We start from the raw sequence: 23,710 nt of genomic DNA, 5'->3' as shown, positions 1-23,710 counted from the left end.
CGTCATGACAGACACCCTCCAAACCCCCGAACTGACGTTCGACCTCGACACCGACGGGGTCGAGGCGTTGAGAGCAATGACTGCGATCCGTGAATTCGAATCCCGCCTCCCTCAATATTCAAAGGATGGCCTGATCCGCGGATCCACCCACCCGTCAGTCGGGATGGAAGCTATCGCCGTCGGCGTCTCGCGAAACTTAAGGGCTGCCGACAGCATAGCCAGTAACCACCGCGGACATGCACATTGTCTGGCCAAAGGAGCCGACCCGGGCAGGACCTTGGCCGAGATTCTTGGCCGGCGGGACGGTTACTGCGGCGGGAAGGGCGGCTCAATGCATATCGGGGTCAAAGAATTGGGCATCCTCGGGACGAACGGCATTGTAGGGGCCGGAATCGGTCTAGCCACCGGGGCGGCATTGGCCGCCCAGATGCAGCGCACCGGCGATGTCGCCGTGGCATACTTCGGCGACGGTGCCACGAATCAGGGAGTGCTCGCCGAGAGCTTCAACCTCGCGGCCATATGGAACCTCCCTGTGATTTTCATCTGCGAAAACAACCACTTCGCGCAATCGGCCACCCTGGAGCAGATGGTGGCGCAATCGGACCTCCGCCGACGCGGCGAAGCGTACGGGGTTCCCTCCATCGACGTCGACGGAATGGACATAGAGGCAGTGAATAAGGCCGCCGCCTCCGCCGTCGCCAGAGCGCGCGCAGGCGACGGACCGACATTCATCGTCGCCGATACGTACCGGTACCTCGGCCACATGGCCGGCGACACGGAAATCTACCGCACCAAAGAACAGGTCGAAGCATGGAAGGGCCGCGACCCCATCGCGTCCCTGGCCGCAAGGCTCCTCGCCCAGAACGTCCTCACCCAGAACGAAATCGACGACATATCGCGTGAGGCCGCGGCCGCAGTGGACGCAGCCGAAGCCTTCGCCAAGGCATCACCCTACCCGGATGTGGCTGACGCTTTCACCGACGTCATGGAGGAAGACTAATGAACCAGCCACAGCAGCTGACCATCTGGCGCGCGCTGAATACAGCACTGCACGATGCATTCGCCGAAGACCCGTCCGTGATGATCATGGGCGAAGACATCACCACCTGGGGCACAGGTGGTGGCATTTACGGCGTCACCCGGAAACTGGCAGACAGCTTCGGAAAGGACCGTGTACGGGACACGCCCATCAGCGAAGAAGCGCTCATATCCGCAGGGGTCGGAGCCGCCATGGCCGGGACCAGGACCATCGTGGAAATCATGTACTCCGACTTCAGCCTCCTGGGAGCCGACGGCCTCATCAACCAGGCCGCCAAGGCACGCTACATGTTCGGGGGGCAGTTCTCCACGCCCCTCGTTCTGAGGACTAACGGCGGATCCGGCATCGGCAAGGCCGCCCAGCACTCCCAGTCACTGGAAACGCTGTACGCCCACGTTCCAGGTCTGGAAGTCGTCGTGCCCTCCACGCCCAATGACGCCTACGGCCTGCTCCACACTGCCATAAAGAGCAACAACCCGACAATCTTCCTTGAACACAAGGGCCTCTACTACGACAAAGGGCCTGTTACGAAGGAACACATACCCCTGGGGCAGGCTCGCGTCGCCCGCCCTGGACAGCACGTAACCGTCGTTGCAACCCAGCTCATGGTAAATCGGGCGCTCGAAGCCGCCCAGCATCTGGCCGAGGATGGCATTGACGTGGAAGTCATCGATCCCAGGACCCTGCACCCGCTCGATATGGAGACCATCTACGCCTCGGTGAGGAAGACCCGCCATCTGGTCGTCGCTCATGAAGCCGTGCGTGATTTCGGGTGGGGCGGGGAAGTCCTCAGCAATGCGGTGCAGGAATGCTGGAACGAGCTCGATGCCGCGCCCCGCCGGTTAGGCGCCGCACGCACACCCATTCCCTACAGCGAGGAACTGGAAAAGGCTGTAGTCCCGACCGCTGCCGCCCTAGGTGCAGAGATCCGGGCAGTACTGAAAACGCCGGTGAGCCAATCAGCTTAGACGCCCTCTTGCATCACGGGGAGAGGATGGTCCATTCACCGTCCGATCCCCGTGATGCGGACACATGAGTTTCGTGCAAATAGGAAGGAAGAAGAACGCCATGCCGTCAAGAAGAAGGTTCAACGACTGGCGGTACCCAGTCGGGATGGAAGTCCACGTCCAACTCGGTCCCGGATCGTTTGTTACGGGTGTCGTTGACGCCGCACTTCACGATTCCTCCCTTCTCTGGCTCACTCCTCCAGGAGGTTTCCGACGGATCATTGAAAAGTCAGAGGGGCCACAAAGTGTGGGTAGAAAGTTCAGCGGCGGTTGGAAACCACAGTCCTCGTTAAGCCTGAGATCGCCGGTGTTCAAACCAATCTTCCCTTGCGGTCGTACCATGTAGCAATGAATGACGAGACCGTGACGGCTGACTTCTTCGATGACGAGCTACTGGCAACGCTGGCCCGACGCATCCTGAGCATGGCCGAAGGGGAGCGGCTGCCGAGCGAACGTGGGTTGGCTGAGGAACTGGGAGTAAGCCGGACTGCTCTGCGCGACAGACTGGGACGCCTCGAGTCGATGGGCGTCCTGGAACGGCGGACGGGGTCAGGATCGTTTGTGAGGGGCCTCCGCCCGGAGTCCATCAGCGAGTCCCTGATGCTCGGCCTTGTAGCCTCACAACTGACCGTCGCATCACTAAGGTCCGTACGTTTCGCCCTCGAGCGGCAGGCCGCCTATGAGGCCGCCCAGAGGGTCAGCCACGTCGAAGTCGCGAGAATGGCCGTCGCCGTCGACCGGATGGATGCAAGCGACGATACTCAGGAGCTTTATGACGCGGACATCGAGTTTCATCGAGCGCTGTTCGCAGCCTCGGAGTCGCCTGCGCTGATCTTCTTTTCCAACGTCCTTCAAGGGGTCCTGTCACGGACGCTCCAGCATCTCGAGCTCTCGGACGACCGCATACAGATGCGAAAACTGCACCGCGCCATCTACAGCTCGGTATCACTCCGCGACCCGGCCTCGTCCATGAGGGCGATCGACGAGCACTTCCTGTGGCTTGAGGAGCTTGTCGCAAAAAATCAACACAGCCCAGCTGCAGTGACGGACACGGCGGCCTCCAGGTAGCCCGGTCTAGCGGCTGAAGCCAGCCAACGCCTGACATTGGTCGGCAGACCACCTCACGCAGGAGCCATTTTCGGTTCCTGATGCCTCGGTCATTCGTGTTCCAATGCAGGCCTTATCCAACTCCGACTTCACCTTGCCCGTGTCTGGCGGCTGGTCAAGGTGCTAATTCAGGGGCGCATTTGATCTGGAAGATCCCAGGCCAAGCTCACCCCCGAGCAACACGGCACAGAACGTCAGGCACAGGCGACCCCAATGCCCGACGCATCCGTCCCGTGGTCAGCGTCCGGTCTCGGCAAACCCGGGTCCGAGCGCTGACCTAACCACGCCTGGAGCGTCTTGCCTTCAGGCCGACTAAGACCTCTGGTGGCGCCTGAATAAGCAGGCTCGAAATCAAATGCGGATTGGCTCAGCGATGCAATCCATGTGTCGGGCCTGACTTCGCGAAACGCTGAAAATCGATAATTCGTCAACTTGATAAAGGTCGGACCGTGGTGACTCCATTCCGTCCACAGTTGTTGTCGATTCGGGTTATCCACGGCTGGAAGTGGGGAGCCATTGGGGTAGCTGCCATTGCAGCAGTAGCGGTGGATAAACCATAGGAATTGTCCCCGGGTGTGGGCGGCGGCCGGACCGAGCCTCTCAGCGGACCCAAGGTTTAAGTCCTTGATTCTGGAGCCCAAGCCGACGCCTCCTGTGTCAGGTTGGGGTGTGCCCTTCCGGACAGCAGTCGACGATGAGTTCTGTAGTCTCCACAGAGGTATGCCGACTGTGGATTGGATTGTATGGATGCAGTTTGCTGGGCACTTCGATGACTGGTCACCGCTCGGACGGCGGCCCGAACGGTCCGGGAGGCACTCATGGTCGCCGGTGTCGATGTGAGTCACCTGACCGTGGACAACGCCGCTCCCACCGGCCGGGCAGTCGTCCTCGTCGACGAGGCCGCCGAAAACTCGATCGTCGTCATCAGCGGGGCCAACGCGACTCTCAATCCCGGCAACATCACCGAAGCAGCCGAAGCCGTCGAAGAAGCAGCCGTAGTGCTCGCACAGCTCGAAGTGCCGCTGGAGGTGATTCGCAAAGCCGCGCAGCGGTCCAAGGGGATCTTCGTGCTCAACCCCGCGCCGGCCTGCCCACTGGACCCGGAAATCCTGGAGCTCGTAGACGTGATGGTTGTCAACGAAGGCGAGTTCGAAATCGTCTTCGGCCAGCCCGTGCCAGAGGACTCGACCCGGCTCGGAGAGATCCTTGCCCGTCGAAAGGCGCCCGCTTCCCTCGTCGTGACCCTCGGAGGCCGAGGTGCCCTGATCTGGGCCAACGGAGAGGCGACCCTGATCCCGGCGCCATCGGTGAAGGTGGTGGACACCACCGGGGCCGGCGACACCTTCGTGGGAGCGCTGGGCAACGCGCTGGCCCGCAGCGAATCCCTCCTCGATGCGGCCATGTGGGCTGTCTGCGCGGCATCCCTCTCGACGCAGTCCCTCGGTGCATCATCTGGAATGCCCACGGACGTTGCCGTCCGCAAATTCCAGGGAGACCTCGCCCCTGTCAGCGGCCAGTGAAAATCTGTGCTCAGGTTATCCGCATTTGAGGGAAGGAACGCCCTGCCCGCTAGATGAGTATGTCCTATTGCCTCGGCGGGGCGCGGGAGCTTTTAAAGTAAGGCGGAGAGTGTTACGCCGGGTTTGTGAACACTCAACTAAACACTCTCCTGACCACACTTTACGTCTATTTGGATGAGCATGTCCTGCCGGACCTTGGTGTGTCCAGGGACCGCCGGCCGGGCCGGAAACCGGTTCTGAGCGACGCCGAGCTGCTCTGCCTTGCCGTTGCCCAACACCTGCTCGGCTTCTCCTCGGAGAGCAGGTGGATCCCGTACTCCCGGATCCACCTGTCCGGCATGTTCCCCGGCATCCGGCACCAATCCGGCTACAACAAACGTCTCCGGGCCGCCGGTCCCCTGATCGCGGCAGAGATCACCGCCCTGGCACGGGACACACCGTCATGGCACGAGGTCCTGCGCCTGGTCGATTCCACCCCCGTCCCGTGCGGCATGTCCCGGGAAACCGTCAAACGCTCCGACCTGTCCGGACACGCCGGCTACGGCTACTGTGCCTCGCACTCCCGGTTCTTCTGGGGCTTCCGGCTGTACCTGATCAGCACCCCCGACGGCATGCCCGTCATCTGGGGCCTGGCCAACCCGAAAATCGGCGAACGCGAGGCCACCCAGGCACTCCTTGAGCACGACCACCACCTCATCCGGGCCGGGCAGGTGATCCTCGGCGACAAGGGCTTCGCCGGGCGCGAATTCGAAGCGTTCATCACGCACGACCTGGGCGCGACACTGATCCGACCCGACCGCAAGGACGAGAAACCCCGCTTCGGCAAACTCGGCGGCATCCGACAATGAATCGAATCCGTCTTCGACACCCTCAAAGGCCAACTCGGACTAGAAAACCACGGCGGACGGACCCTGGCCGGCGTCTACGCCCGAGTGGCCACCAGACTCCTCGCACTCGCCGCCGGCATCTGGCACAACTGGCGCATCAACGCACCCCGCAAGCGCTCGCTCATCGCCTACGACCACTAAAACCCAATAGGACTTAATCATCTAGCGTCCGGACTGGGGAGCTCATCATTATCGCTGTCCTTCCTGCCCTCTCGCGGCCCTCTCCGTGGATCTGCCACTGCTGCCCACGGTCGGGGCCGCGACCGTGGCCACCGGCGGTGCCATCTTGGCAGGGTTCCTATCCTCGTTCAGCTGTTTCGAAGGCGGAACACGGGTCGTGCTCACGGTGCTTTGCTGCGGTCAGAGTCATTCAACTTGGGTACGTTTAGGCGCGCCGGGCCGTCAGGATTCACGAGCCGGATGGATCCAAGGTGGCGCCCTTCACCTCCGTCCAGTTGTGCAGGGAGCAAATTCCATGCTGAAGAGCTCGACCTCGAGCATCACGTCTCAGAGCGCTTTGTCCGCACGAGGATCAACCCAAGCCTGCAAAAAGCCGCGAAGGCCGCGAAGCGTCGCAAACAGCGACTTCAACTTTTTGGCTTTCACACATCGGATTTGCGGCGGAGAAATCTCCGCATAGCGCGCAGTGGACAGCACGATCAGCTCGGATCGTTGCGCGGAAAGAGGACATTATGAAAAGACAAATGATTATCGGCATGCATCTGGGGGGCTTCCGTACCAGCGGTTCGGGAGCCCCCGTTCGACGCGTTCGCGGACAAGGTTAGGATCCCATCAGTCCTGTGACAGGACTTCCCCCGCAACTTGGAGATGCATTCCGGCTACTGCACGCCGGCGGTGTCCGGATGATCGCGCCAAATCCACCTCAGGGTCTCGGGAAGGACCGCACCACCGTGTATGAGTGAATGTCCGCCTTCGCCGTAGACGAACTTGGCATCGTAGCGTCGATACTCAAGGGCTGCGAACATGTCCTGATTGGCAATCGGGATACTGCCGAAGATTACATCAAGGTCCCGGGCTCCCGTCTGAAGCCAGACCCGGATGGGTTTTCGCGGGTTCTGCCGGATTGCCGACGGGTGGTTGTGGCCACCCCGGATATTGATGAAGCTGCCGCAATGGGAGATGACGTTGCCGAAGACGTCAGGGCGAGACCAGGCTGCAGTGAACGCGCAATTGCCGCCCGAGCTGATCCCTACAAGCACTCGATCGCGAGGAACGGTCGAGACATTGAGATCCCCTAAGGCATCCGGCAGGATTCCTCGGTGAGGAACCTGGCATAGTCGCCGTTGACGGAGTCATATTCAATGCTGCGGTTGTCTGTCCCACCAAAAAAGGGATATCCCGGACCCTGCTCGCCTGCTTCGATGAATACTGCAACGGTAACCGGGATCTCGCCCTTGTTGATGAGGTTGTCCAGGACGATATCAGCGTTGGCCTTCGGCGCCAGGTACAGGTTTGCATCCTGGAAGATGGCCAAGGCGGCGGGCTCGTCGGGCGTGTATTGAGCGGGGACGTAGACGTAGTAGTCCCGTTCGACGCCAGGGTAAACGCTTCGCCCTGTGTGACGTCCCTTGGTGAGCTTGCCGCGAGGGGCTCCAGGCTGACGCTCGGAATCTGGACCCAGCGAATAGATCGGCTTCGTGTCATCGCCGAGGACATAGGCCTCAGCATCCTTGCTGGGGATCATGAGGTCATCCTGGTATTCCTTTTCTTTCCGGTAATCCTCATCTGGGGCCTGGTGGCGGTCATCAGCCAGGCCAAGTTCGGTTTCGGGGGAGCGCGTCATTATGATCCTTTCAGCAGAGGGGAAGTCTTCTTCCCCAGGTCTTAGTGGGAAAGCGGTTCGACTATTGAGAGATGAATCCGCCGTCGATAACGAGCTCGCTACCGGTGATGAACTTTGCCTCGTCCGAGGCAAGGTAGAGCATGCCGTACGCGATGTCGGAGGCCTCCCCGGCATGGGGCGGCAAAGGAACGGTTCCAGGGTTGGCCAGCGATTCCCTGGTGAACCCGTAGCCACGAGTCAAGCCGGTGTCGATCGGACCGGGATGCACCGAGTTTACCCGGATGCTGTCCTTTGCGAACCACTGGGCAGCGTGCTTTGTCAGGGACCGGACCGCACCCTTTGAGGCGGAATATGCCGCGCCGCCGCCGTCCCCGGCGCCACCACCGATAATCCCGGCGATCGACGAGACGTTCACGATGGAACCGTGGCCGGCGGCCTGCATGGTGGGGATTACACTCTTCATCCCGAGCCAGGGTCCGGTGGCGTTGATGGCCATGACCTTGTTCCAGTCCTCCAGCTCGGCGTCGAGAATACCCTTTGGCAGGGCAATGCCAGCATTGTTGATCAGGATGTCGATCGTGCCCCACTCCGCCAGGACGTCATCCACCACACGATTCCAGTCCTCAACGGAAGAGACGTCGTGAGTGCGGGCGATTGCCTCGCCACCGTCAGCCGTAACTTCTTCGACCGCCTGCTGCAGTGCCTCCGCGGAGATGTCCGTAGCCACTACCCGGGCCCCTTCGGCCACGAAGAGCTTGAGGGCGGAGAGCCCCAGTCCGCTGGCTGCACCCGTGATGATGGCGACCTTGCCGGCCAATCGTGACATATTCATCTTCCTTTTCTGATAGGGGATTCTTCAGCAAAGCTGCCGTTGTCGAGACAGGTCAGGCTTCTCCTGAGCGCTTCCGTGACCGGGTGTAGGCGTCGAGCGATACGGCGGCGAGTACGATCACGCCGAGGGCGACCTCTTGTGTGGCTTGCGGAAATGCGAGGATGTCGAAGACGTTGTTGATCGTTCCGAAGATCAGGATGCCAACGAGCGTTCGCCACATCGCGCCTTCTCCGCCGAGCAGGGAAGTTCCGCCGATGATGACGATCGCGATCGAGTTGAGTGTGACTCCAACGGCGACGCCTGGCTGTCCGACGCCGATGACCGATCCCAGGACGATTCCCGCGAGTGCGGCGAGCATGGCTGTCAGCACGTAGGTGCTTGCCCGGAGTGAGGTTACGGGCAGTCCGGCCAGTCGTGCGGCTTCGTTGTTGCCGCCGATCGCGTAGATTCCCCGGCCGTAGACGGTCTTGGAAAGTGCGAACCATCCTGCTGCGACGAGGACCGCAAGAAGCCAGACGGAGAGCGGGGCTCCGAGGAAGTCCTGGGCGGAGAGGAAGTCGTAGCCGCCCGTTGCCATGGACACGGGCTTGGAGTTGGTGTACAGCAAGGTCAGGCCGCTGAACAATGAGGCGGTCGCGAGAGTTGCGATAAACGCGTTCACTTTCGCTTTGGTGATGAGGAGGGCATTGATCAGGCCGAGGAGGAATCCGATCGCCAGGGTGATGAGTATCGCTGGCCCCGCGGGCATCATGTGGGACAGCGTTGCGTAGGACACTCCGCCGATAGCCAGTACGGCGGCGACCGAAAGGTCGAAGCCGCCGGCGATGATGATGAACGTCATCCCGACGGCGATGATGCCGACGGGGGCGTTCTGGGTCAGGATGTTGACCAGGTTTCCCGGGTTGAGGAATCGGGGGTTGAGGATGGTCGCCGTGATGACGAGGATGATGAGCACCCAGACCATCCCGAGGCTTGCTACTCTCTCCCGCAGGTTGAGCCTTTTGCCTGCTGTCATAGCGGGAGTAACGGTTCGTTCCGGAGTGGTATCCCGGTCGATGGTGGCGCTCATGCGTGCTCCTTCAATCCAAATGCTGCCTGCAGTACGTCTTCCATGGCGATCTGCTGATCGCCGGTCCGCTCAAGGAGCCCCATGCTGCGGCCCTTGGCAATTACGAGCACCCGGTCCGACACCGCCAACACTTCTTCAAGCTCGGACGAGACCATGATCACGGCAACGCCATCGGCTGCCATCACGCGTAAAGTCTCCAGGAGCTCGCCCTTGGCGCCGACGTCGATGCCGCGTGTGGGTTCGTCGGCGAGGAGCACTCGGGGTCGGTCGTACAGCCACCGTGCCATCAGCAGCTTCTGTTGGTTGCCGCCGGAGAACCTGTCGCTGCGTTCCCCTAACCGGGCTACCGGGAAGTTCAGCCTGGAGGCTGCCTCGGCGACCTTGGCACGGAGTTTCCTTCGCCCGATCACGCCGCCGGATGAGGCGGAGCCAAGGTTGGAGAGTGCGATGTTGTCCGCGGCGCTGCGGAGCAAGACGAGCCCTTCTCCCTTGCGGTCCTCGGGGATCAACCCGATTCCTAGTTTGCGCGCGGCGCGCACGGTCCGCGGCCAGGCAGGCTCGGCACCCGCCAGGCGGATGGTTCCCCGTGCAGTGGGTTCCGCGCCAGCGATCGCCCTAAGCAACGTCGAACGGCCAGAACCCACCAGGCCGGCGATGCCAAGTATTTCCCCGGGCCTCACTTCCAGGTCGATACTTTCAATGGCTCCCGAAACGGTGAGCCCAACCACTTCAAGAATCGGCGCAATGGCTGGTTCGACGGGCCTGGAGTGTATTTCCACGGGCTTGTCCATGAGTACCCGGCTAAGCGTCTGGTCACCCCGCTGGTCACCGAGCATTGCACGCACGAGTTCGGCCCGGGTTTTCTCCCCGCGCCTGCTCGTGGTGATGGCGCGGCCGTTCCGGAAGACCGTTATCCAGTCGGCGAGCCGTTCGATTTCGTCGAAGTTGTGGCTCACGATCACGATGGTGACACCGCGCTTGCGTAACCCTTCGATCGCCTTATAGAGCGCCTCCCGTTCCTCGATGGCAAGCGAAGCGCTGGGCTCATCGAAGAGGATGACGCGAGGCTCGACCACGAGGGACCGCATGATCTCGAGCAGCTGCTGCTCTGCCACCGAGAGGGTGCCAACGGGAACGCCGGCAGGTATGACCTGGACGTCCAGCTCGGCACACAGTTGTTCGTAGCGGCGACGCATTTCGCGGCTGGAGAGAACTCCGAACCGGGACAGGTCGGATCCAAGAAATACATTTGCTGCTGCATCCAGGTGCGGGATGATCGTCAGTTCCTGATAGATGGCCGAGACGCCGCTCCGGCGTGCAGCGCGAAGATTTCCCGCTTCAAGCGGTTCACCGAAGACTTCGACGACACCTCCGTCAAAGTCGACGCGGCCGGCGATCGTGCCCAGTGCCGTGGACTTTCCCGCTCCGTTTTCGCCGATCAGTGCATGTACCGTTCCTTCCTGGATCTCGACGTCCACATCAATCAATGCCCGGGTGGCACCATAGGTCTTGGACACCGCTTTAAGCGCGACGGCGATAACCGGGTCCGATTGCGAAGGCTCCATTGCCAGTTCTACTTTCTCTATTGGGCTGGGGCGGCGTTCGAGCGAGCGCCGCGCCAGCCCGAGGTTGGGCGAACTGCGGCGCTAGCGTAGCTCGGCGGGCAGGTTGGAGATCGTTTCCTTTGTGACCACAAAGGGATTCTTTGCGGTGCCAATGACCGAGTCATCCACAAAGCGGGCGCCTGCGTCCCCTCGTTGGGCGGCAGCGATGGAGCTGAGGTTTGCCTTCATTTGGTTGTAAGGGAAGAGCATTGTTGAGAGCTGGACGTTGCCGGCTTGCAATTGTTGGATCTGGAATTTGCCGAAACCGACGTCCGCAATGTGGATCTTGTTCAAAAGACCGGCGTCTTTTCCAGCCTGGATGACCCCTTGGGTGAGGTCGGGCGAGGACGCAGACAGGATGAGGGTGGTGTCCGGATGGCCCTGCAGGAAGGTCTGGGTCTTGTTGTAGGCGTCAGTGGTCGTCCAGTCGGTGTAGATCGTGTCAACCGAATAGTCGGTGTTGTCCGCCGTTAGCTTTGCCATTGCGGCTTCTGTGACACGCGTCTGGGTGTTGACCGCCGGGCCAAGAACAGCAAGCACTTTCTGCTTACCCGGGTTGGCCTTTGCTGCGGCCGCCAACCAGCCGTCGACGTAATTGCGGGTGGTGTTGCTGCCCACGAAGTTCAACGTGCCGGGGGCCCAGACGTCGTCAACTGACTTGCCGGCCTTATTTGTGCCGTCGTCGCAGAGGGGCGAGCCTGAAATCGACGTAAGGATATTGGCCTTGGCGAAGTCATGGGTGAGGAGTTTGCAGGACATCACGCCGTCGAGGGCCATTACCACCGCAGCGTCGAACTTACCGGATGTCATCGCTGTCTGCATTTGGTTGAGCTGCTTGTTCGGGTCATAGCCTGCATCAAACAAGGTCATGTCCATACCGAGTTCTTGGGCAGTTTCCTTTGCCGCCCGCTCCTGCTCCAGGCCAAACTCATTGGCCACACCGGGGATGAAAACTGCGACCTTAAGGCCCGGGCCGGTCTTGAGGTTGACCTTCATGTCGTTGCCGACATCGATTGCGACCGTGCCGGCTGGGCCCTGATTGCCTGGGTTAGCGCCGGTGTTTCCAGCGCAACCCGCCAGGGCGAGCAGCACTGCCGTGGATCCCGCAGCCAGCATGGCCCGCGACTTCGTTGTACGCATAATTCTCCTGATTACCTCGTTCCGGCGCCTTAGGCAGCCGGGATGTGATGTGTCGCGGGCTTCTTGCTTCGCGATCGTGATGTCTTGTGGTGTGCCGACGCTACTGGGGAGTGACGGCGCGCCGACGGGGGCAACGTGCCGTGAGAGGGCGCGCCCGCCTCCTTGCATTCCGGGACTACCGCAGTTCGGCGGGAAGCTCGGTGATGGTGTCCTTCGTGACAGTGAAAGGACTCTTCGCAGTGCCGATGACCGAGTCATCGACAAAGCGGGGGCCTGCATTCCCGCGTTGAGCCGAGGCAATGGCCTCAAGCGATACCTTTATCCCGTTGTAAGGGAAAAACAGCGTAGAGAATTGGATATTTCCTGACGCTATCTGTTGGAGCGAAAACTCGCCGAAACCCTGATCCACGATGTGAATTTTGCCGAGAAGGCCGGCGCCTTCTGCAGCTTTGACGATGCCCTGAGAGATGTCCGGCGTGTACATGGACAAAATGAGGGTAGTGTCCGCGTGGCCCTGGAGGTACGTCTGGGTCTCGTTAAACGCCCCGGTCGTCGTGTAGTCGGTGTAGATCTTGTCGACCGTGTAGTCCGGGTTGTCCGACGAGAATTTCGCTAAGGCAACTTCGATGACGCGAGTTTGCGCGGCCACTGCGGGACCAAGAACAGCAACCACCTTCTGCTTGCCGGGGTTCGCCTTCGCCGCAGCAGCGAACCAGCCGTCGATGTAGGCGCGGGTATTGTTGCTGCCGACGAAGTTCATAGTGCCCGGCGCCCAGACCTCGTCAACCGATTTGCCGGTCTGATTGGTGCCGTACTCGCACAACGGCGTGACATTGTCCACCACAAGGATGTTTGCCTTGGGGTAATCCTCGGTGATGGTCTTGCATACCACCGTGCCGTCGAGCGCCTGCACCACGGCGGCGTCGTAGTGGCCTGAGGCCAGCGCCGTCTGCATCTGGTTGAGTTGTTGGCTGGGGTTGTAGCCGCCGTCGAACAAGGTCATATCCATGCCCAGCTGCTTGGCGGTCTCCTTCGCGGCCAGCTCCTGCGCCTGCCCGTAAGCGTTGGCGACACCGGGGATAAAAACGGCGACCTTGAGGTTGGGGCCGGTCTTCAGGTTGACCTTCATGTTTTTGCCGACGTCGATCGCGACAGTGTCGCTGGGGCTCTGGCTGCTGGCGCTTTCAGCGCAACCAGCCAGGGCCAGCAGCACCGCGGTCGATCCTGCAGTCCACATGATTCGCGACTTCGTTGTTCGCATTTTTCTCCTTGCGGTTCTTTCGCACGTTCACAAGCGTGCGTCCCCGGGCCTCCCCTGGATTCGGCCGGCGTCGTTGACGACCGGGATACAGGATGGCTTTCCGCCAGCTTCTTTGCTTGGCGATCTGGTGGGTGCTATGCCGACGGTACTGTGTCATAGGTCACCCGTCAAGAGAAAACTCGCGCTATTTGTAAGTCACTCTCGTAATACGAACTACTAAACGATTCACCTAAAAAATGCATTATCCATCCAGTCATGCTTGCTCAGGGGTTTACTGCTTGCTGGTGGCTTAAGGCGGGGCTAACGGTGGAAAGTCACCTTCCGGCGTTGGCGGTCTCCCATTTGTAGGTCATCCAGACCTCGAATCCTTCGGCTTTGCTGATCAATTGACGCTGGTTCACACCGTCCGCCCCTAGCCAAAGGATCCTGTCGTCGGCCGTGACGGCGTCGACCATCCCTGTCCGGACAAACCGGCCATACTGTCTTATCTGTACGGTTTCCCCAACAAGGGGAAGCCACTCATCCTGTTTGTGGTACATCATTCCGGTGTCCGTTGAGTAGTTGTTTTACGGCTAGTGAGGCCGGTGAGCAACCCGCGGTTTAGTGGGCGAACTACTCACCGGCCCCGACGACGGGGCTCGCCTTCTGGCGGCACGCCGCCAGGATCAGCTATAGGTCCTTATAGTGGCTGGCAACATGGACCTTCGTGGGATCGGTCTCTGTGTCGACTGCATGCAGATCGGTGATGCGCTTGGGTGCCAGCACCGCCCAGACGATCACGAAGAAAGCGATAATCACGGCCGATGCGATGTAGATGCCGGCAAACGTTGCCTCTGGGATGAATCCGTCGGGGCCGGGCACCAGCACGTTCAAAATAATTGCAACGGCTATCATCGCTCCGACGAACTGGATGATTGTTTGCATGCCAATGGTCGTCGCCATATTGTCCTGGCGGCCAGCCGCGGCAACGAGAGTGTACCCGGTGGTCAGGCAGCTGACGATCGTGAGGGTGTACAGGAACACCCACATCCACGACAACCACACTTGATCGTGCACCAACGCGAGTCCGAGGAAGACGAAGATGCCAGCGCCGCCAGAAACTACCAGGACGATTCTCGGTCCCAGGCGCCGAAGGCCCCATCGGGTCCAAAGGTATCCCAGTGCCGCCCCCGGAATCATCGCCAAGTAGGCATACGTGGACTCCAGGGCAGAGAGGCCGTGACCATACCCGGAAGAAGCCGGGGTCTGCAGCAACGCCGGCAGCACGATAAAGATGCCTTGGCCAACTAGGCTGATCAGGAGGATTCCGGAGTAGCCGATGACCGCCTGGCGGATATCCATGTTGCGGAATGACACCAGAGGCTCCTGAGCGCGTTGCTGCTGAATGATCCAGGCAGCCAGAGTTACTGCGCACACGATGAAGGCACCAAAGACCAGAGGAGAGGTCCAGCCCTGCCCGGGACCTTCAGCAATTCCGATCAGGAGTGCGGTGACCCACACGCCGAGCCCCAGCGCACCGAACCAGTCCAACTGCACCTCGGCACGGGCGGCGACGGGCGTCTCAGGTGAGATGAGGGCGAGGACCAGCATCACCGCGTACAAAGCGAAAGTCAGCCAGAAGACGGTCTGCCAGGGCAATCCCAATCCAACGATGAGTCCGCCAGCACTAAGTGCCAGCGGTCCAAAGACTGCCATCACTGTTGAGAGCACCAACGAGACCTGTCGGATTTGCCGAGCGGTACCCCGCGGGCGCAGAAGCCCCCAGCTGAGTGGAATCGTGGTAGCGAGGCCCATGAGGAATCGGCCCGCGACCAGAGGCCAGAACCCATTGGCGGTCGCACCGAGTGCGCATCCCGCCAGTGCCAAGACGATCAGCGCGAGGAGAACTCTGCGATGCCCGAAAATGTCTCCCATACGGGCGGTCAGGCTGACGGAAATCACACTGCCAATCATCATCGCGTTAAGGACCCACCCGATTTCCGAACCCGACAGGCCTGATTCAGTCGCAATTACGCCAATGAGAGGAGCGAGGATGCCGTACTGGATATCGAGCGTTACACCGGACAGCAGGAGTAGCGCAATTATCGGTGTGCTTCGGTCGGTGCGGGACTCGACCGATATTATTTGTGTCATCTTTGACCACCTTTTGTTTATCCCCAGCAGCTGCTGGAGTCGTTCCTGACCGCGGAGAGTAGTGCATGGGACCGGAGGGACCCGGCGCGCATCATTAGTTAGATGTGTCGACGGCGGCCACGCCCTAGGCAGTGTCACGCGGAAAAATCCGGCGCCTTTGCCAGGCTTGTGCAGGCTTCAACGTTAAGTTCGGCCGGCCCCAGCCCGGTACGGCAATCAACGCCGTCCACCTGGGAATGTACGCCAACGTACGTCGTGGTTTACGAGTGCGGTGTAGTCAGGCTTAGGCCCTGGATTTGGCGTTGGCTTTGTAGTGGGAGGCTTCCCGATAGGCCGACGGAGGCATCCCCTTCCACCGCTTAAAGGCGATGGTGAAGCTTGCGGGCTCTGTATAGCCAAGTTTGCGGGATATCCGCGCTACCGAAAGATCCGTATTCGAGAGCAAATCGGCGGCGAGGTCACTCAAGGCCTTGTCCCGGAGCTGGGCGAAGTCGTCCCCAGTGAGTTCAAGCTTGCGTTGCAGGGTTCGCGGCGAAATCCGAAGTGTTGCGGCCACATTTGCCAGTTTGCGGTTGAGCTCGGGGGCCGCCCTTATGGTTTTCGCGACAGTGTCGGCCCAGTCTCCGGTCGCCCTGAGGGTGTCCACAATCTGCGTGTCCGCTTTGATCCATGCCGCGTGCTGAAAAGCGTTGCCGAAAGGAAGTTCCTGTGCTGACGTTGCGGGGTCCCACCATAGCCGCAGCGTGTCGGTGCCGCAGTCGATGTTGCAGGGGACGTTTGCCGAAAGTTCGGGGGAAGCTTCCGCGAGAGGAAATTCAATCTGTGTGAAGGGGAAGGGGCTGCCGTAGAGCCAGGTGAAATTCCGGGCAATGAAACAAAGGTCCCGGTAAACGCTGAACGGGATCAGCTCTTCCGGAGCATCGGGGTAGGTGAACTCCATCCCGGTTACCGTGCCATCCGATGTCCTCAGCGATGCCAGCTCGAACAGGGCAGGGCCATAGTCAGTTGTACTTGCAACGTCTACCCATGCCTCAATGGTCGGCGCAGTAGCCAGGGCCAAGCCTCTAACCCCGAAGGAGCCCAGTGAGTAGGCACGCGCGGCCCGCACCCAGAGATCGACACGGTCTTCTGTGAGACCGACGAACTGAAGCTGGAAGGCCAGCTCCTTCCTGGCAGGAATAGTGCCTCCCGGGCGGTTCACCGCGTCAGGGTCTATTTCCGCATTCGCCAGCGCAGTCTGCCAATCCAGGTCCGCTTCCTCAAGCAGTCCACGCAGTATGTGAACGCTGAAGTTCGGTACCCGCAGGTTCTGATAGGTTCCGCCTTTCACCGTTGCCACCCTCTGCCGCAGGCATAGCGGGGCGCCTCAGTAAGTCCAGGACCGGTTCGGGGATGCATCGCACTCCTCTTCTTCGTGGAGGGACGGGCTCCTGCTCGAAAGCGCCTCGGCAAATCCGAGTATCAGAAGGCTCGTGAAGTCACGCTAGTAGCTTTGCATCCCCGGCGGATCTCCGAGGCACAAACGGGGACATTTGGCGCAGTTTCCCATCCACTTGGCGTTGCTTGTCATGCCGCTCCAGCGCTGCAGGCTCCTAACGTTGAAGCTAAACAGGGCTCCACGGTGGAGCCGAAACAACGCAAAAAGGAGAGGGAACGAGATGACACGCGAAGAAGCGTTCACACTTTGCCCTTCCGACTCCTACGTGGAGCTCTACGGAAGCCAGTGGCTCATCGTTCCGTTTGCACCGGTCGCGCAGCCGCAGTTCTTTGTCTGCACACCGGGCCAACGCAACACACAAGCACGGTAATTTGCCCTAAGTTCCTGACCAGAGCCGCAAGGCCTATGGGGATCTTTCATCTTGTGGTTGAGTGAAGCATGGCTGCCCCGATTGAGGATTATGCGCTGCTTTCGGATCTCCACACCGGACCCCTTGTTTCCCGGCAGGGCAGTGTGGACTGGCTCTGCTTCCCGCGTTTCGACTCGCCCTCGGTCTTTGCCTCCCTGCTCGGACATGAAGACCACGGCCGGTGGCTGTTAGCCCCGGCTCGGCCGGAGGCCGTCGTGGTGGATCGTCACTATATGGACTCGACGTTCGTTCTCCAAACAACGTGGCAGACCAACTCGGGCAATGTCCTGGTGACGGACTTTATGCCGGTAGGGGCCGCCCAGCCATCACTGGTCCGGCGGGTCACCGGACTCAGCGGGACGGTCCCAATGCGTCACGAGATAAGGATTCGGCCCCAGTACGCCACCGTCCTGCCTTGGGTGAGCAGGATCCGCGACAGCACAGACCCCGGTGCGCAAATACTTCTCGCCATGTCCGGTCCGGACGCTCTGTCTTTGCGGGGCACCCCTCTTCCACAGGCCGAAAACCACCGGCACGCGGGGGAGTTCACGGTTCAGCAGGGACGGAATGTGGACTTCCACCTGACATGGTTCCCTTCCTATCAGGACGTGCCGCCGGCCATCAACATCGACGCAGCCCTGGACGACGCCATCCACTACTGGACCATGTGGGCGGGTAATTGCCGCTACGAGGGGCCCTATCAGAGTGCGGTCAAACGTTCACTTCTGGTCTTGCGTGCTCTAACCCACTATGAGACGGGCGGCATTGTCGCTGCTCCCACCACTTCCCTGCCCGAGGAGTTTGGCGGACCCCGCAACTGGGACTACCGCTACTGTTGGCTGCGCGACGCATCGTTGACACTCGAAGCCATGTTGACTCACGGCTACGAATCCGAGGCCCTGAAGTGGCGCAACTGGCTCCTGCGTGCGCTCGCGGGTGATCCGGAAGATCTGCAAATAATGTACGGCGTGGGGGGCGAGCGCGACCTGACGGAAAAGGAACTCCCGCATCTGCCCGGCTATCAGGACGCCAAACCCGTTCGAATCGGAAACGCAGCCGTCTTCCAGCATCAGGCAGACGTTGTGGGGGAGGTGATGGTGGTACTTGAGAGGCTTCGACTCGCCGGGGGCAAGGAGGACCATTTCTCGTGGGCCCTGCAGCGCGCCCTGCTTGGCTCAGTGGACAAACACTTCGAAGACAAAGACCTGGGGTTGTGGGAGATGCGGGGCGCACCGCGGTATTTCACGCACTCCCGGGTCATGATGTGGGCAGCCTATGACAGCGGAGTACGGGCTGTTCGGGACCACGGACTGCCTGGGCCGCTCGACCACTGGGAGCGGCATCGGGATCGCCTGGCCGCAGAAATAGCGGATCTCGGATTCAACCAAAGCCTCAACTCCTTCACCCAGACATACGGCGGTGAGGAGACGGACGCAGCCCTTCTGGTCCTGCCGCAGGTTGGCTTCCTCGCGTACGACGATGAGCGGATGCTGGGAACAGTCGCCCAGTTGGAGAAGGAGCTACTCACCGCTGAGGGCCTGCTGTTGCGCTACCGCACCGAGACCGGCGTCGACGGATTGGCGCCGGGGGAGCATCCCTTCCTGGCCTGCTCCTTCTGGCTCGTGGAACAGTACGCACGCTCGGGCAGGCGGGAAGACGCCAAGCACTTAATGGGCGCCCTGGTGGGACTTTCCAACGACCTCGGCCTGCTCAGCGAAGAATACTCCATGAACGACAAACGGATGGCGGGAAACTTCCCGCAAGCCTTCTCCCACCTTGCCCTGATACGGGCCGCAGACGCCATGAACAGCGAGGGCGTCTAAGCCTTGGATCTCGCGTTGTTCTTGTAGCGGGATGCTTCCCTGTATGCCGTCGGTGGCATCCCATTCCACCGTTTGAAGGCGATGGTAAAGCTTGTTGGATCTGTGTAGCCCAGAGTGCGGGATATCCGTGCGACGGAGTGATCCGTTTTCGAGAGCAAGTCGGCAGCGAGGTCACGCAGGGCTTTGTCCCTGAGCTGGGCGAAGTCGTCACCGGTGAGTTCGAGCTTGCGTTGCAGGGTGCGCGGGGAGACGCGCAGTGTTGCGGCCACATTCGCCAGTTTGCGGTTCAGCTCCGGCGCAGCCCTGATGGTCTTTATGACAGTGTCGGGCCAGTCGCCGGTTGCCCTGAGATTGTCAAGAATCTGGTGATCCGCTTTGAGCCAGGCTTCGTGTTGGAAGGTGTTACCGAAGGGGAGCTCGTGCGCCGATGTTTCCGGAGCCCACCAGAGCCGCAGTGCGTCTGATCCGCAGTCGATGGCGCAAGGGACGAAGGCGATAATTTCAGGGGAGGCCTCTGCGAGAGGGAACTCGATCCGGGTGAAGGGGAAAGGGCCGCCGAACATCCAGGTGAAAGTTCGGGCGATAACGCAGAAGTCACGGTAGACGCTGAACGGGATGAGCTCTGCAGGGGTATCGGGGTAGGTGTACTCCATACCGGTTACCGTGCCGTCCAACGTCCGGAGAGGCGTAATCTCCATCAGGCCGGGGGCATAGTCTGTTGAGCTGCCGGCTTCTACCCAGGCCGCAATGGTCGGCGCGGTAGCGAGGGCCAATCCGCGAATGCCAAAGGATCCCAGTGTGTACGCTTGTGCGGCCTTCACCCAGAGGTCGACACGACCTTTGGTGAGAGCCACGAACTCCAGTTGGAAGGCCAGCTCCTTCTTCGCCGGAATAGTACCTCCCCGGCGGTCAATCGCGTCGGGGTCGATTTCTGCGTTTGTGAGTGCAGTTTGCCAATCAAGGTCGGCGTCCTTCAACACTGCGCATAGTCCGTGAACACTGAAGTTGGGTAGTCGCAGATTCTGATAAGAGCTTAGTTTCACTGCTGCCTCCTTTCACCGTTGAGGAAGAGGCGCTCCAGCGTTTCAGGGCGTCAGTGCGACGAGTCGCGGCGGCCCGGCATGTGAAGCACGTCACCAGCTTTGCATCCCACGCCATGTATTCACAAGTGGCCCGAGCATGACGCGGTTTCCCATCTCTTTGGCATGTCTTGCCATGCCGCTTACCTCACCTGCGCCCCTAACGTTGAAGCCCTGAGCAAGGGCCGGCAGTGAAGCCGGCGCACTGATATCAAAGGAGATCCGGTGAGCTTATCCATCACCCAAAGTCTTGAACCGGCCATCACTGCCGACGAATTCAAGGCGGCATTCCGCAACCACCCCGGTGGCGTCGCTGTCATCACGGCTGATGCGGGCAATGGGCCGGTCGGCCTGACAGCAACGTCCGTCATTTCGGCCAGTGCCGAACCTGCGATCCTGGCATTCTCAGTATCGGAATTTTCGTCCAGCACCCCGACCATTCTCGGCGCGGACACCATCGTCGTGCATTTACTGGGCGCTGAGCAAGTGGACATTGCCAAGCTCTGCGCCACCAGCGGGATCGACCGCTTTGCTGACACCTCTCTGTGGTCGCGCCTGGAGACCGGTGAGCCCTACTTCGTCCAGGCCCGGGCCTGGATCCGGGGCAGGATCATCAACTCGATGGCCGCCGGTGGTTCGTCCATCGTGGCCGTCGAGGCGCTCCAAGCGTCACCGGCACTGTCAGGCGACGCGGCACCCGGAGACCCGCTGGTCTATCACAACCGGCGCTGGCACACCCTTGGGAATGCATCCGAGATCTGAACGGTGACCTGCTGGTCAAAGAATTCCAACCCGTTCTCCACCCAATTTTTCATCTCCCGAAAGGACGGCGATTATGAGCATCGCATCTAACGAAACTTCCACTGACCATCCCGTTGATCGCGACTTCGTCGCGGATTATACAGTCGAGCGGGACAAAGGCCCGATGGTCGGAGGCGACAACGCTTTCAAGGTCGCGATCTTCGGGGCGAACGTGTCCACTGGGCAAGGCGGCCTGAACTTCGCGGAGAACTCGATCAAGCTTGGCAACTGGGGCGAGGTGCAGCATCTTGCGCAGAAGGCGGACCGGTTCGGAGTGGACGGATTCATCCCCATCGCGCGCTGGCAGGGGCTCGCGGGTCCCGACCGGCCCTGGGGCCGTCAGTTCGAGACGTTCACCTGGGCGGCAGGACTCGCCGCAGTGACACAGAACATTCAGATCATCGCAACCTGCAACGTGCAGTTCATGAACCCCGTGATGGGCGCGAAGATGGTGACCACCATTGACCACATCAGCGGCGGCCGCATGGGGCTCAACGTCACCGCGGGTTACTTCAAGCCCGAGTATGACATTTTCGGCGTGGAGCTCCCCGAGCACGACGTGCGCTACGAGCTTGCCGACGAGTGGATTGAGATCGCCGAGCGTCTGTGGGCGAATGAGGAGCAGGAGTTCGACTTCGACGGCAAGTTCTTCAATCTGAAGGGTGCGCAGGCGTACCCGAAGCCGGTGCAGTCCCCCCGCCCGATGGTGATGAGCGCCGGTTCAAGCCCCGCAGGGCAGGAGTTCGCGTTCAAGCACGCAAACGTCCTGTTCGCGTCTGTTGCCAGCGTCGAGCACAGCGGCGAGCTCACGCCGAAAATCAGGCAGAAGGCTGACGCGGCCGGTCGCGAGGACCTCGGCCTGTGGGCGGGCGCGCACATCATCGTCAAGGACACCGAGAAGGAGGCACGCGCCTATGCCGACTACGTGACAGAGAACACCGACTGGGAGAGCGCGCTTCGCTATCGCGAGATCATCCGCAGCGGCACCCAGAGCTTTAACTGGGATGAGTACAAGCAGTCCGAGGACTACAAGCGTGACGAGTCCGTGAGGGCCTTTGGCCGCGCGGCGCTCATGCCGATCACGGGCACCCCCGAGATGGTGGTCGAGGAGCTGCAGAAGTTGCAGGCCTCGGGCATCACCGGCATCTGCACCGGCCTCGTCGACTATGACGAGGGCCTCGACCGGCTGAACGAGCAGGTCTTCCCGCTGATGCGCGAGGCGGGCCTGCGTGCCTGACGACCAAAGCGTCCAACAGAAAGGAGTGAACACAGATGACTTTTCCTGATCCCAAGAAATTCCAACTCGTCGTCGCGGGACCGAACGAGTCCGGCGAAGCCGACTTCCTCGACGTCGGCCCGGCCGCCGAATTCGACTTCCCGGGCGTGGCAGCAGGTGCCTTTTACTGGGCCGTGGACGGAGGCCACAGCAAAACGAACTTCGGTGCCCCGCCAAGCAAGGTCGCCCTTGCGGGACCCAATGGATCCACCTTCGGTATCAGCAGCTTCCCCGCGCACTCTTCGGGGGAGGTGGACGCGGCGACCCTGGACGAAAGCATGAGCGCCACCGACGATGACGGTGACGCCGGGATGCATGCGAGCGACACCATCGACTACGAGGTGGTCATCTCCGGCAAGGTGGACCTCGTACTCCCCGGCGGGAAGAAGCGCACCCTCGTTCCGGGAGACCTGCTCGTCATGGCCGGGGTTCCCCATGCCTGGAAGAATCCATACGACGAGGACTGCGTCTATGTCGTGGTCACGGTCGGTTTCAACACCCCAGAGGTCGCGTCATGAGCCTGACCTCACCCGGCAAGGCACTGCGAGCAGTCTTCCACAGTCCCCAAACCGCGCTGGTGCCGTTCGGCGCCTTGCCGCTCCATGCACAGATGGCCCAGCACGCGGGCTTCGACGCCTTCCAGCTCTCCGGCGGCATGTCTGCCTGGTGGCAGGGTGTCTCCGACACGGGATGGCTGACCCTGACCGAGGTGGTCGAGCATGCAAAGCGCACTGCCCGCGCCGCTGACATTCCCATCTATTGCGACGCCGACACCGGCTTCGGTGCGCCGATCAACGTGCAGCGCACGGTGTCTGAGTTCATTGACGCGGGCGTCGCCGGAATCCACATCGAGGATCAGCGGGAACCCAAGAAATCAGGTGGCGTGGCCGGGATCGAATTGGTGTCGGACGCCGAGGCGATCGGACGACTGAACGCCGCCGTCGATGCCCGGGACAAGTTGGACAGCGACTTCGTCATCGTTGCCCGTACCGACGGCTACGGTGCCGCCGGCGGCGGCGTGGACGAGGCTATCCGCCGGGCCCAGCTCTACAAAGCCGAGACCGGTGCGGACGTCATCTTCTACGAGGGATTCCATACCTGGGAGCAGGCCGAACTCGCGCTGAAGGAGACTCCCGGGCCAGCCTACGCCGTCGGGGTTCCGCTGATCGGACGCAAGACCGTCGCGGAGATGACAAAAATCGGCCAGGCGATCCAGCCCGTGGCCTTCGTGCTGCCCGGGGTCAAAGAGGTTTGGAACTTGCTGATGCAGGTCAAGGAATCAGGCGAGGCCACACCCATCGGTGAGTACATCGACCACTTGAACGATGGCCCCGACAGTATCGGCTGGGGCGCAATGTTCGGCCGTCCCTTGACCGACTACGTGCGTGAAACCGAGGACAGGTTCCTCCCGCAGGAATCGCGCCGCAACTATGACAACAACGTCCACGTTGGAGAGAGCTACTAATGAATGAGGAGAAACT

Annotated in this window: 21 protein-coding genes and 1 pseudogene; 11 read left to right on the top strand and 11 right to left on the bottom strand. The window is 61.1% G+C overall.

All coding sequences use genetic code 11. The features are described 5' to 3' along the window. Positions 1-4: 4 nt before the first annotated feature. The 5 genes and pseudogenes from SB659_RS07035 (at position 5) to SB659_RS07015 (ending at position 5,701) form a co-directional block, all read left to right on the top strand. Positions 5-1,000 (top strand): thiamine pyrophosphate-dependent dehydrogenase E1 component subunit alpha, encoded by a 996-nt coding sequence (locus SB659_RS07035; protein WP_410549951.1) that lies wholly within the window; start codon positions 5-7, stop codon positions 998-1,000. Beyond that, entirely contained in the window at positions 1,000-2,007 is a 1,008-nt protein-coding gene (locus SB659_RS07030; protein ID WP_410549950.1) for an alpha-ketoacid dehydrogenase subunit beta, read from the top strand. Before SB659_RS07035 ends, SB659_RS07030 begins: the two co-directional genes overlap by 1 nt. Before the next feature lie 387 nt (positions 2,008-2,394). Next, a complete protein-coding gene (locus SB659_RS07025) occupies positions 2,395-3,114 on the top strand; it encodes a FadR/GntR family transcriptional regulator (protein WP_410549949.1) in 720 nt (239 codons plus the stop codon). A gap of 812 nt (positions 3,115-3,926) precedes the next feature. Beyond that, positions 3,927-4,673 carry a PfkB family carbohydrate kinase gene (locus SB659_RS07020; protein WP_410550069.1) on the top strand — a complete coding sequence of 249 codons (747 nt, stop codon included), beginning with the start codon at positions 3,927-3,929 and terminating at the stop codon, positions 4,671-4,673. A gap of 125 nt (positions 4,674-4,798) precedes the next feature. Then, positions 4,799-5,701: pseudogene (locus tag SB659_RS07015) on the top strand (IS982 family transposase). A gap of 698 nt (positions 5,702-6,399) precedes the next feature. On the opposite strand, the gene SB659_RS07010 reads toward SB659_RS07015, so the two are convergent. From SB659_RS07010 to SB659_RS06965, 10 genes are all read right to left on the bottom strand, one after another. Beyond that, entirely contained in the window at positions 6,400-6,831 is a 432-nt protein-coding gene (locus SB659_RS07010) for an alpha/beta hydrolase (RefSeq protein ID WP_410550068.1), read from the bottom strand. Next, entirely contained in the window at positions 6,816-7,364 is a 549-nt protein-coding gene (locus tag SB659_RS07005; protein ID WP_410549948.1) for a hypothetical protein, read from the bottom strand. The genes SB659_RS07010 and SB659_RS07005 overlap by 16 nt, the downstream gene beginning before the upstream one ends. 61 nt (positions 7,365-7,425) lie before the next feature. After that, complete coding sequence (locus SB659_RS07000) at positions 7,426-8,190, bottom strand: SDR family NAD(P)-dependent oxidoreductase (protein WP_410549947.1); 765 nt, start codon at positions 8,188-8,190, stop codon at positions 7,426-7,428. A 58-nt stretch (positions 8,191-8,248) separates the two neighbouring features. Next, complete coding sequence (locus SB659_RS06995) at positions 8,249-9,265, bottom strand: ABC transporter permease (RefSeq protein WP_410549946.1); 1,017 nt, start codon at positions 9,263-9,265, stop codon at positions 8,249-8,251. Next, positions 9,262-10,830, bottom strand: a complete 1,569-nt coding sequence (locus SB659_RS06990) for a sugar ABC transporter ATP-binding protein (RefSeq protein WP_410549945.1) — start codon at positions 10,828-10,830, stop codon at positions 9,262-9,264. Before SB659_RS06990 ends, SB659_RS06995 begins: the two co-directional genes overlap by 4 nt. 81 nt (positions 10,831-10,911) lie before the next feature. Then, a complete protein-coding gene (locus tag SB659_RS06985) occupies positions 10,912-12,009 on the bottom strand; it encodes a sugar ABC transporter substrate-binding protein (protein WP_410549944.1) in 1,098 nt (365 codons plus the stop codon). 175 nt (positions 12,010-12,184) lie between these two features. After that, complete coding sequence (locus tag SB659_RS06980) at positions 12,185-13,270, bottom strand: sugar ABC transporter substrate-binding protein (RefSeq protein WP_410549943.1); 1,086 nt, start codon at positions 13,268-13,270, stop codon at positions 12,185-12,187. 314 nt (positions 13,271-13,584) lie between these two features. Then, positions 13,585-13,812 (bottom strand): hypothetical protein, encoded by a 228-nt coding sequence (locus tag SB659_RS06975; protein ID WP_410549942.1) that lies wholly within the window; start codon positions 13,810-13,812, stop codon positions 13,585-13,587. Between the two features lie 127 nt (positions 13,813-13,939). Next, positions 13,940-15,403, bottom strand: coding sequence for an MFS transporter (locus SB659_RS06970; protein ID WP_410549941.1), 1,464 nt, complete (start codon positions 15,401-15,403; stop codon positions 13,940-13,942). 283 nt (positions 15,404-15,686) lie between these two features. Continuing rightward, complete coding sequence (locus SB659_RS06965) at positions 15,687-16,733, bottom strand: helix-turn-helix domain-containing protein (protein WP_410549940.1); 1,047 nt, start codon at positions 16,731-16,733, stop codon at positions 15,687-15,689. Positions 16,734-17,061: 328 nt separating this feature from the next. Here SB659_RS06965 and SB659_RS06960 point away from each other — a divergent pair, with 328 nt between their 5' ends. After that, positions 17,062-17,211 (top strand): hypothetical protein, encoded by a 150-nt coding sequence (locus SB659_RS06960; protein ID WP_230116551.1) that lies wholly within the window; start codon positions 17,062-17,064, stop codon positions 17,209-17,211. A 68-nt stretch (positions 17,212-17,279) separates the two neighbouring features. Then, positions 17,280-19,073, top strand: coding sequence for a glycoside hydrolase family 15 protein (locus SB659_RS06955; RefSeq protein ID WP_410549939.1), 1,794 nt, complete (start codon positions 17,280-17,282; stop codon positions 19,071-19,073). Here SB659_RS06955 and SB659_RS06950 read toward each other — a convergent pair. Continuing rightward, complete coding sequence (locus tag SB659_RS06950) at positions 19,070-20,053, bottom strand: helix-turn-helix domain-containing protein (protein ID WP_410549938.1); 984 nt, start codon at positions 20,051-20,053, stop codon at positions 19,070-19,072. The two genes, SB659_RS06955 and SB659_RS06950, sit on opposite strands and share 4 nt — an antisense overlap. Positions 20,054-20,377: 324 nt before the next feature. Here SB659_RS06950 and SB659_RS06945 point away from each other — a divergent pair, with 324 nt between their 5' ends. From SB659_RS06945 to SB659_RS06930, 4 genes are all read left to right on the top strand, one after another. Continuing rightward, positions 20,378-20,914, top strand: coding sequence for a flavin reductase family protein (locus SB659_RS06945; RefSeq protein WP_410549937.1), 537 nt, complete (start codon positions 20,378-20,380; stop codon positions 20,912-20,914). 73 nt (positions 20,915-20,987) lie between these two features. Continuing rightward, a complete protein-coding gene (locus tag SB659_RS06940; protein WP_410549936.1) occupies positions 20,988-22,190 on the top strand; it encodes an LLM class flavin-dependent oxidoreductase in 1,203 nt (400 codons plus the stop codon). 35 nt (positions 22,191-22,225) lie between these two features. Next, positions 22,226-22,747, top strand: a complete 522-nt coding sequence (locus tag SB659_RS06935) for a cupin domain-containing protein (RefSeq protein ID WP_410549935.1) — start codon at positions 22,226-22,228, stop codon at positions 22,745-22,747. Then, entirely contained in the window at positions 22,744-23,694 is a 951-nt protein-coding gene (locus tag SB659_RS06930) for an oxaloacetate decarboxylase (protein WP_410549934.1), read from the top strand. Before SB659_RS06935 ends, SB659_RS06930 begins: the two co-directional genes overlap by 4 nt. Positions 23,695-23,710: the final 16 nt, after the last annotated feature.

The organism is Arthrobacter sp. SIMBA_036 (assembly GCF_046535135.1).
In the GTDB taxonomy this organism is placed as follows: Bacteria; Actinomycetota; Actinomycetes; order Actinomycetales; family Micrococcaceae; genus Arthrobacter.
The sequence above is the reverse complement of the archived record's forward strand: the minus strand, read 5'-3'. Positions and strand labels throughout refer to the sequence as shown.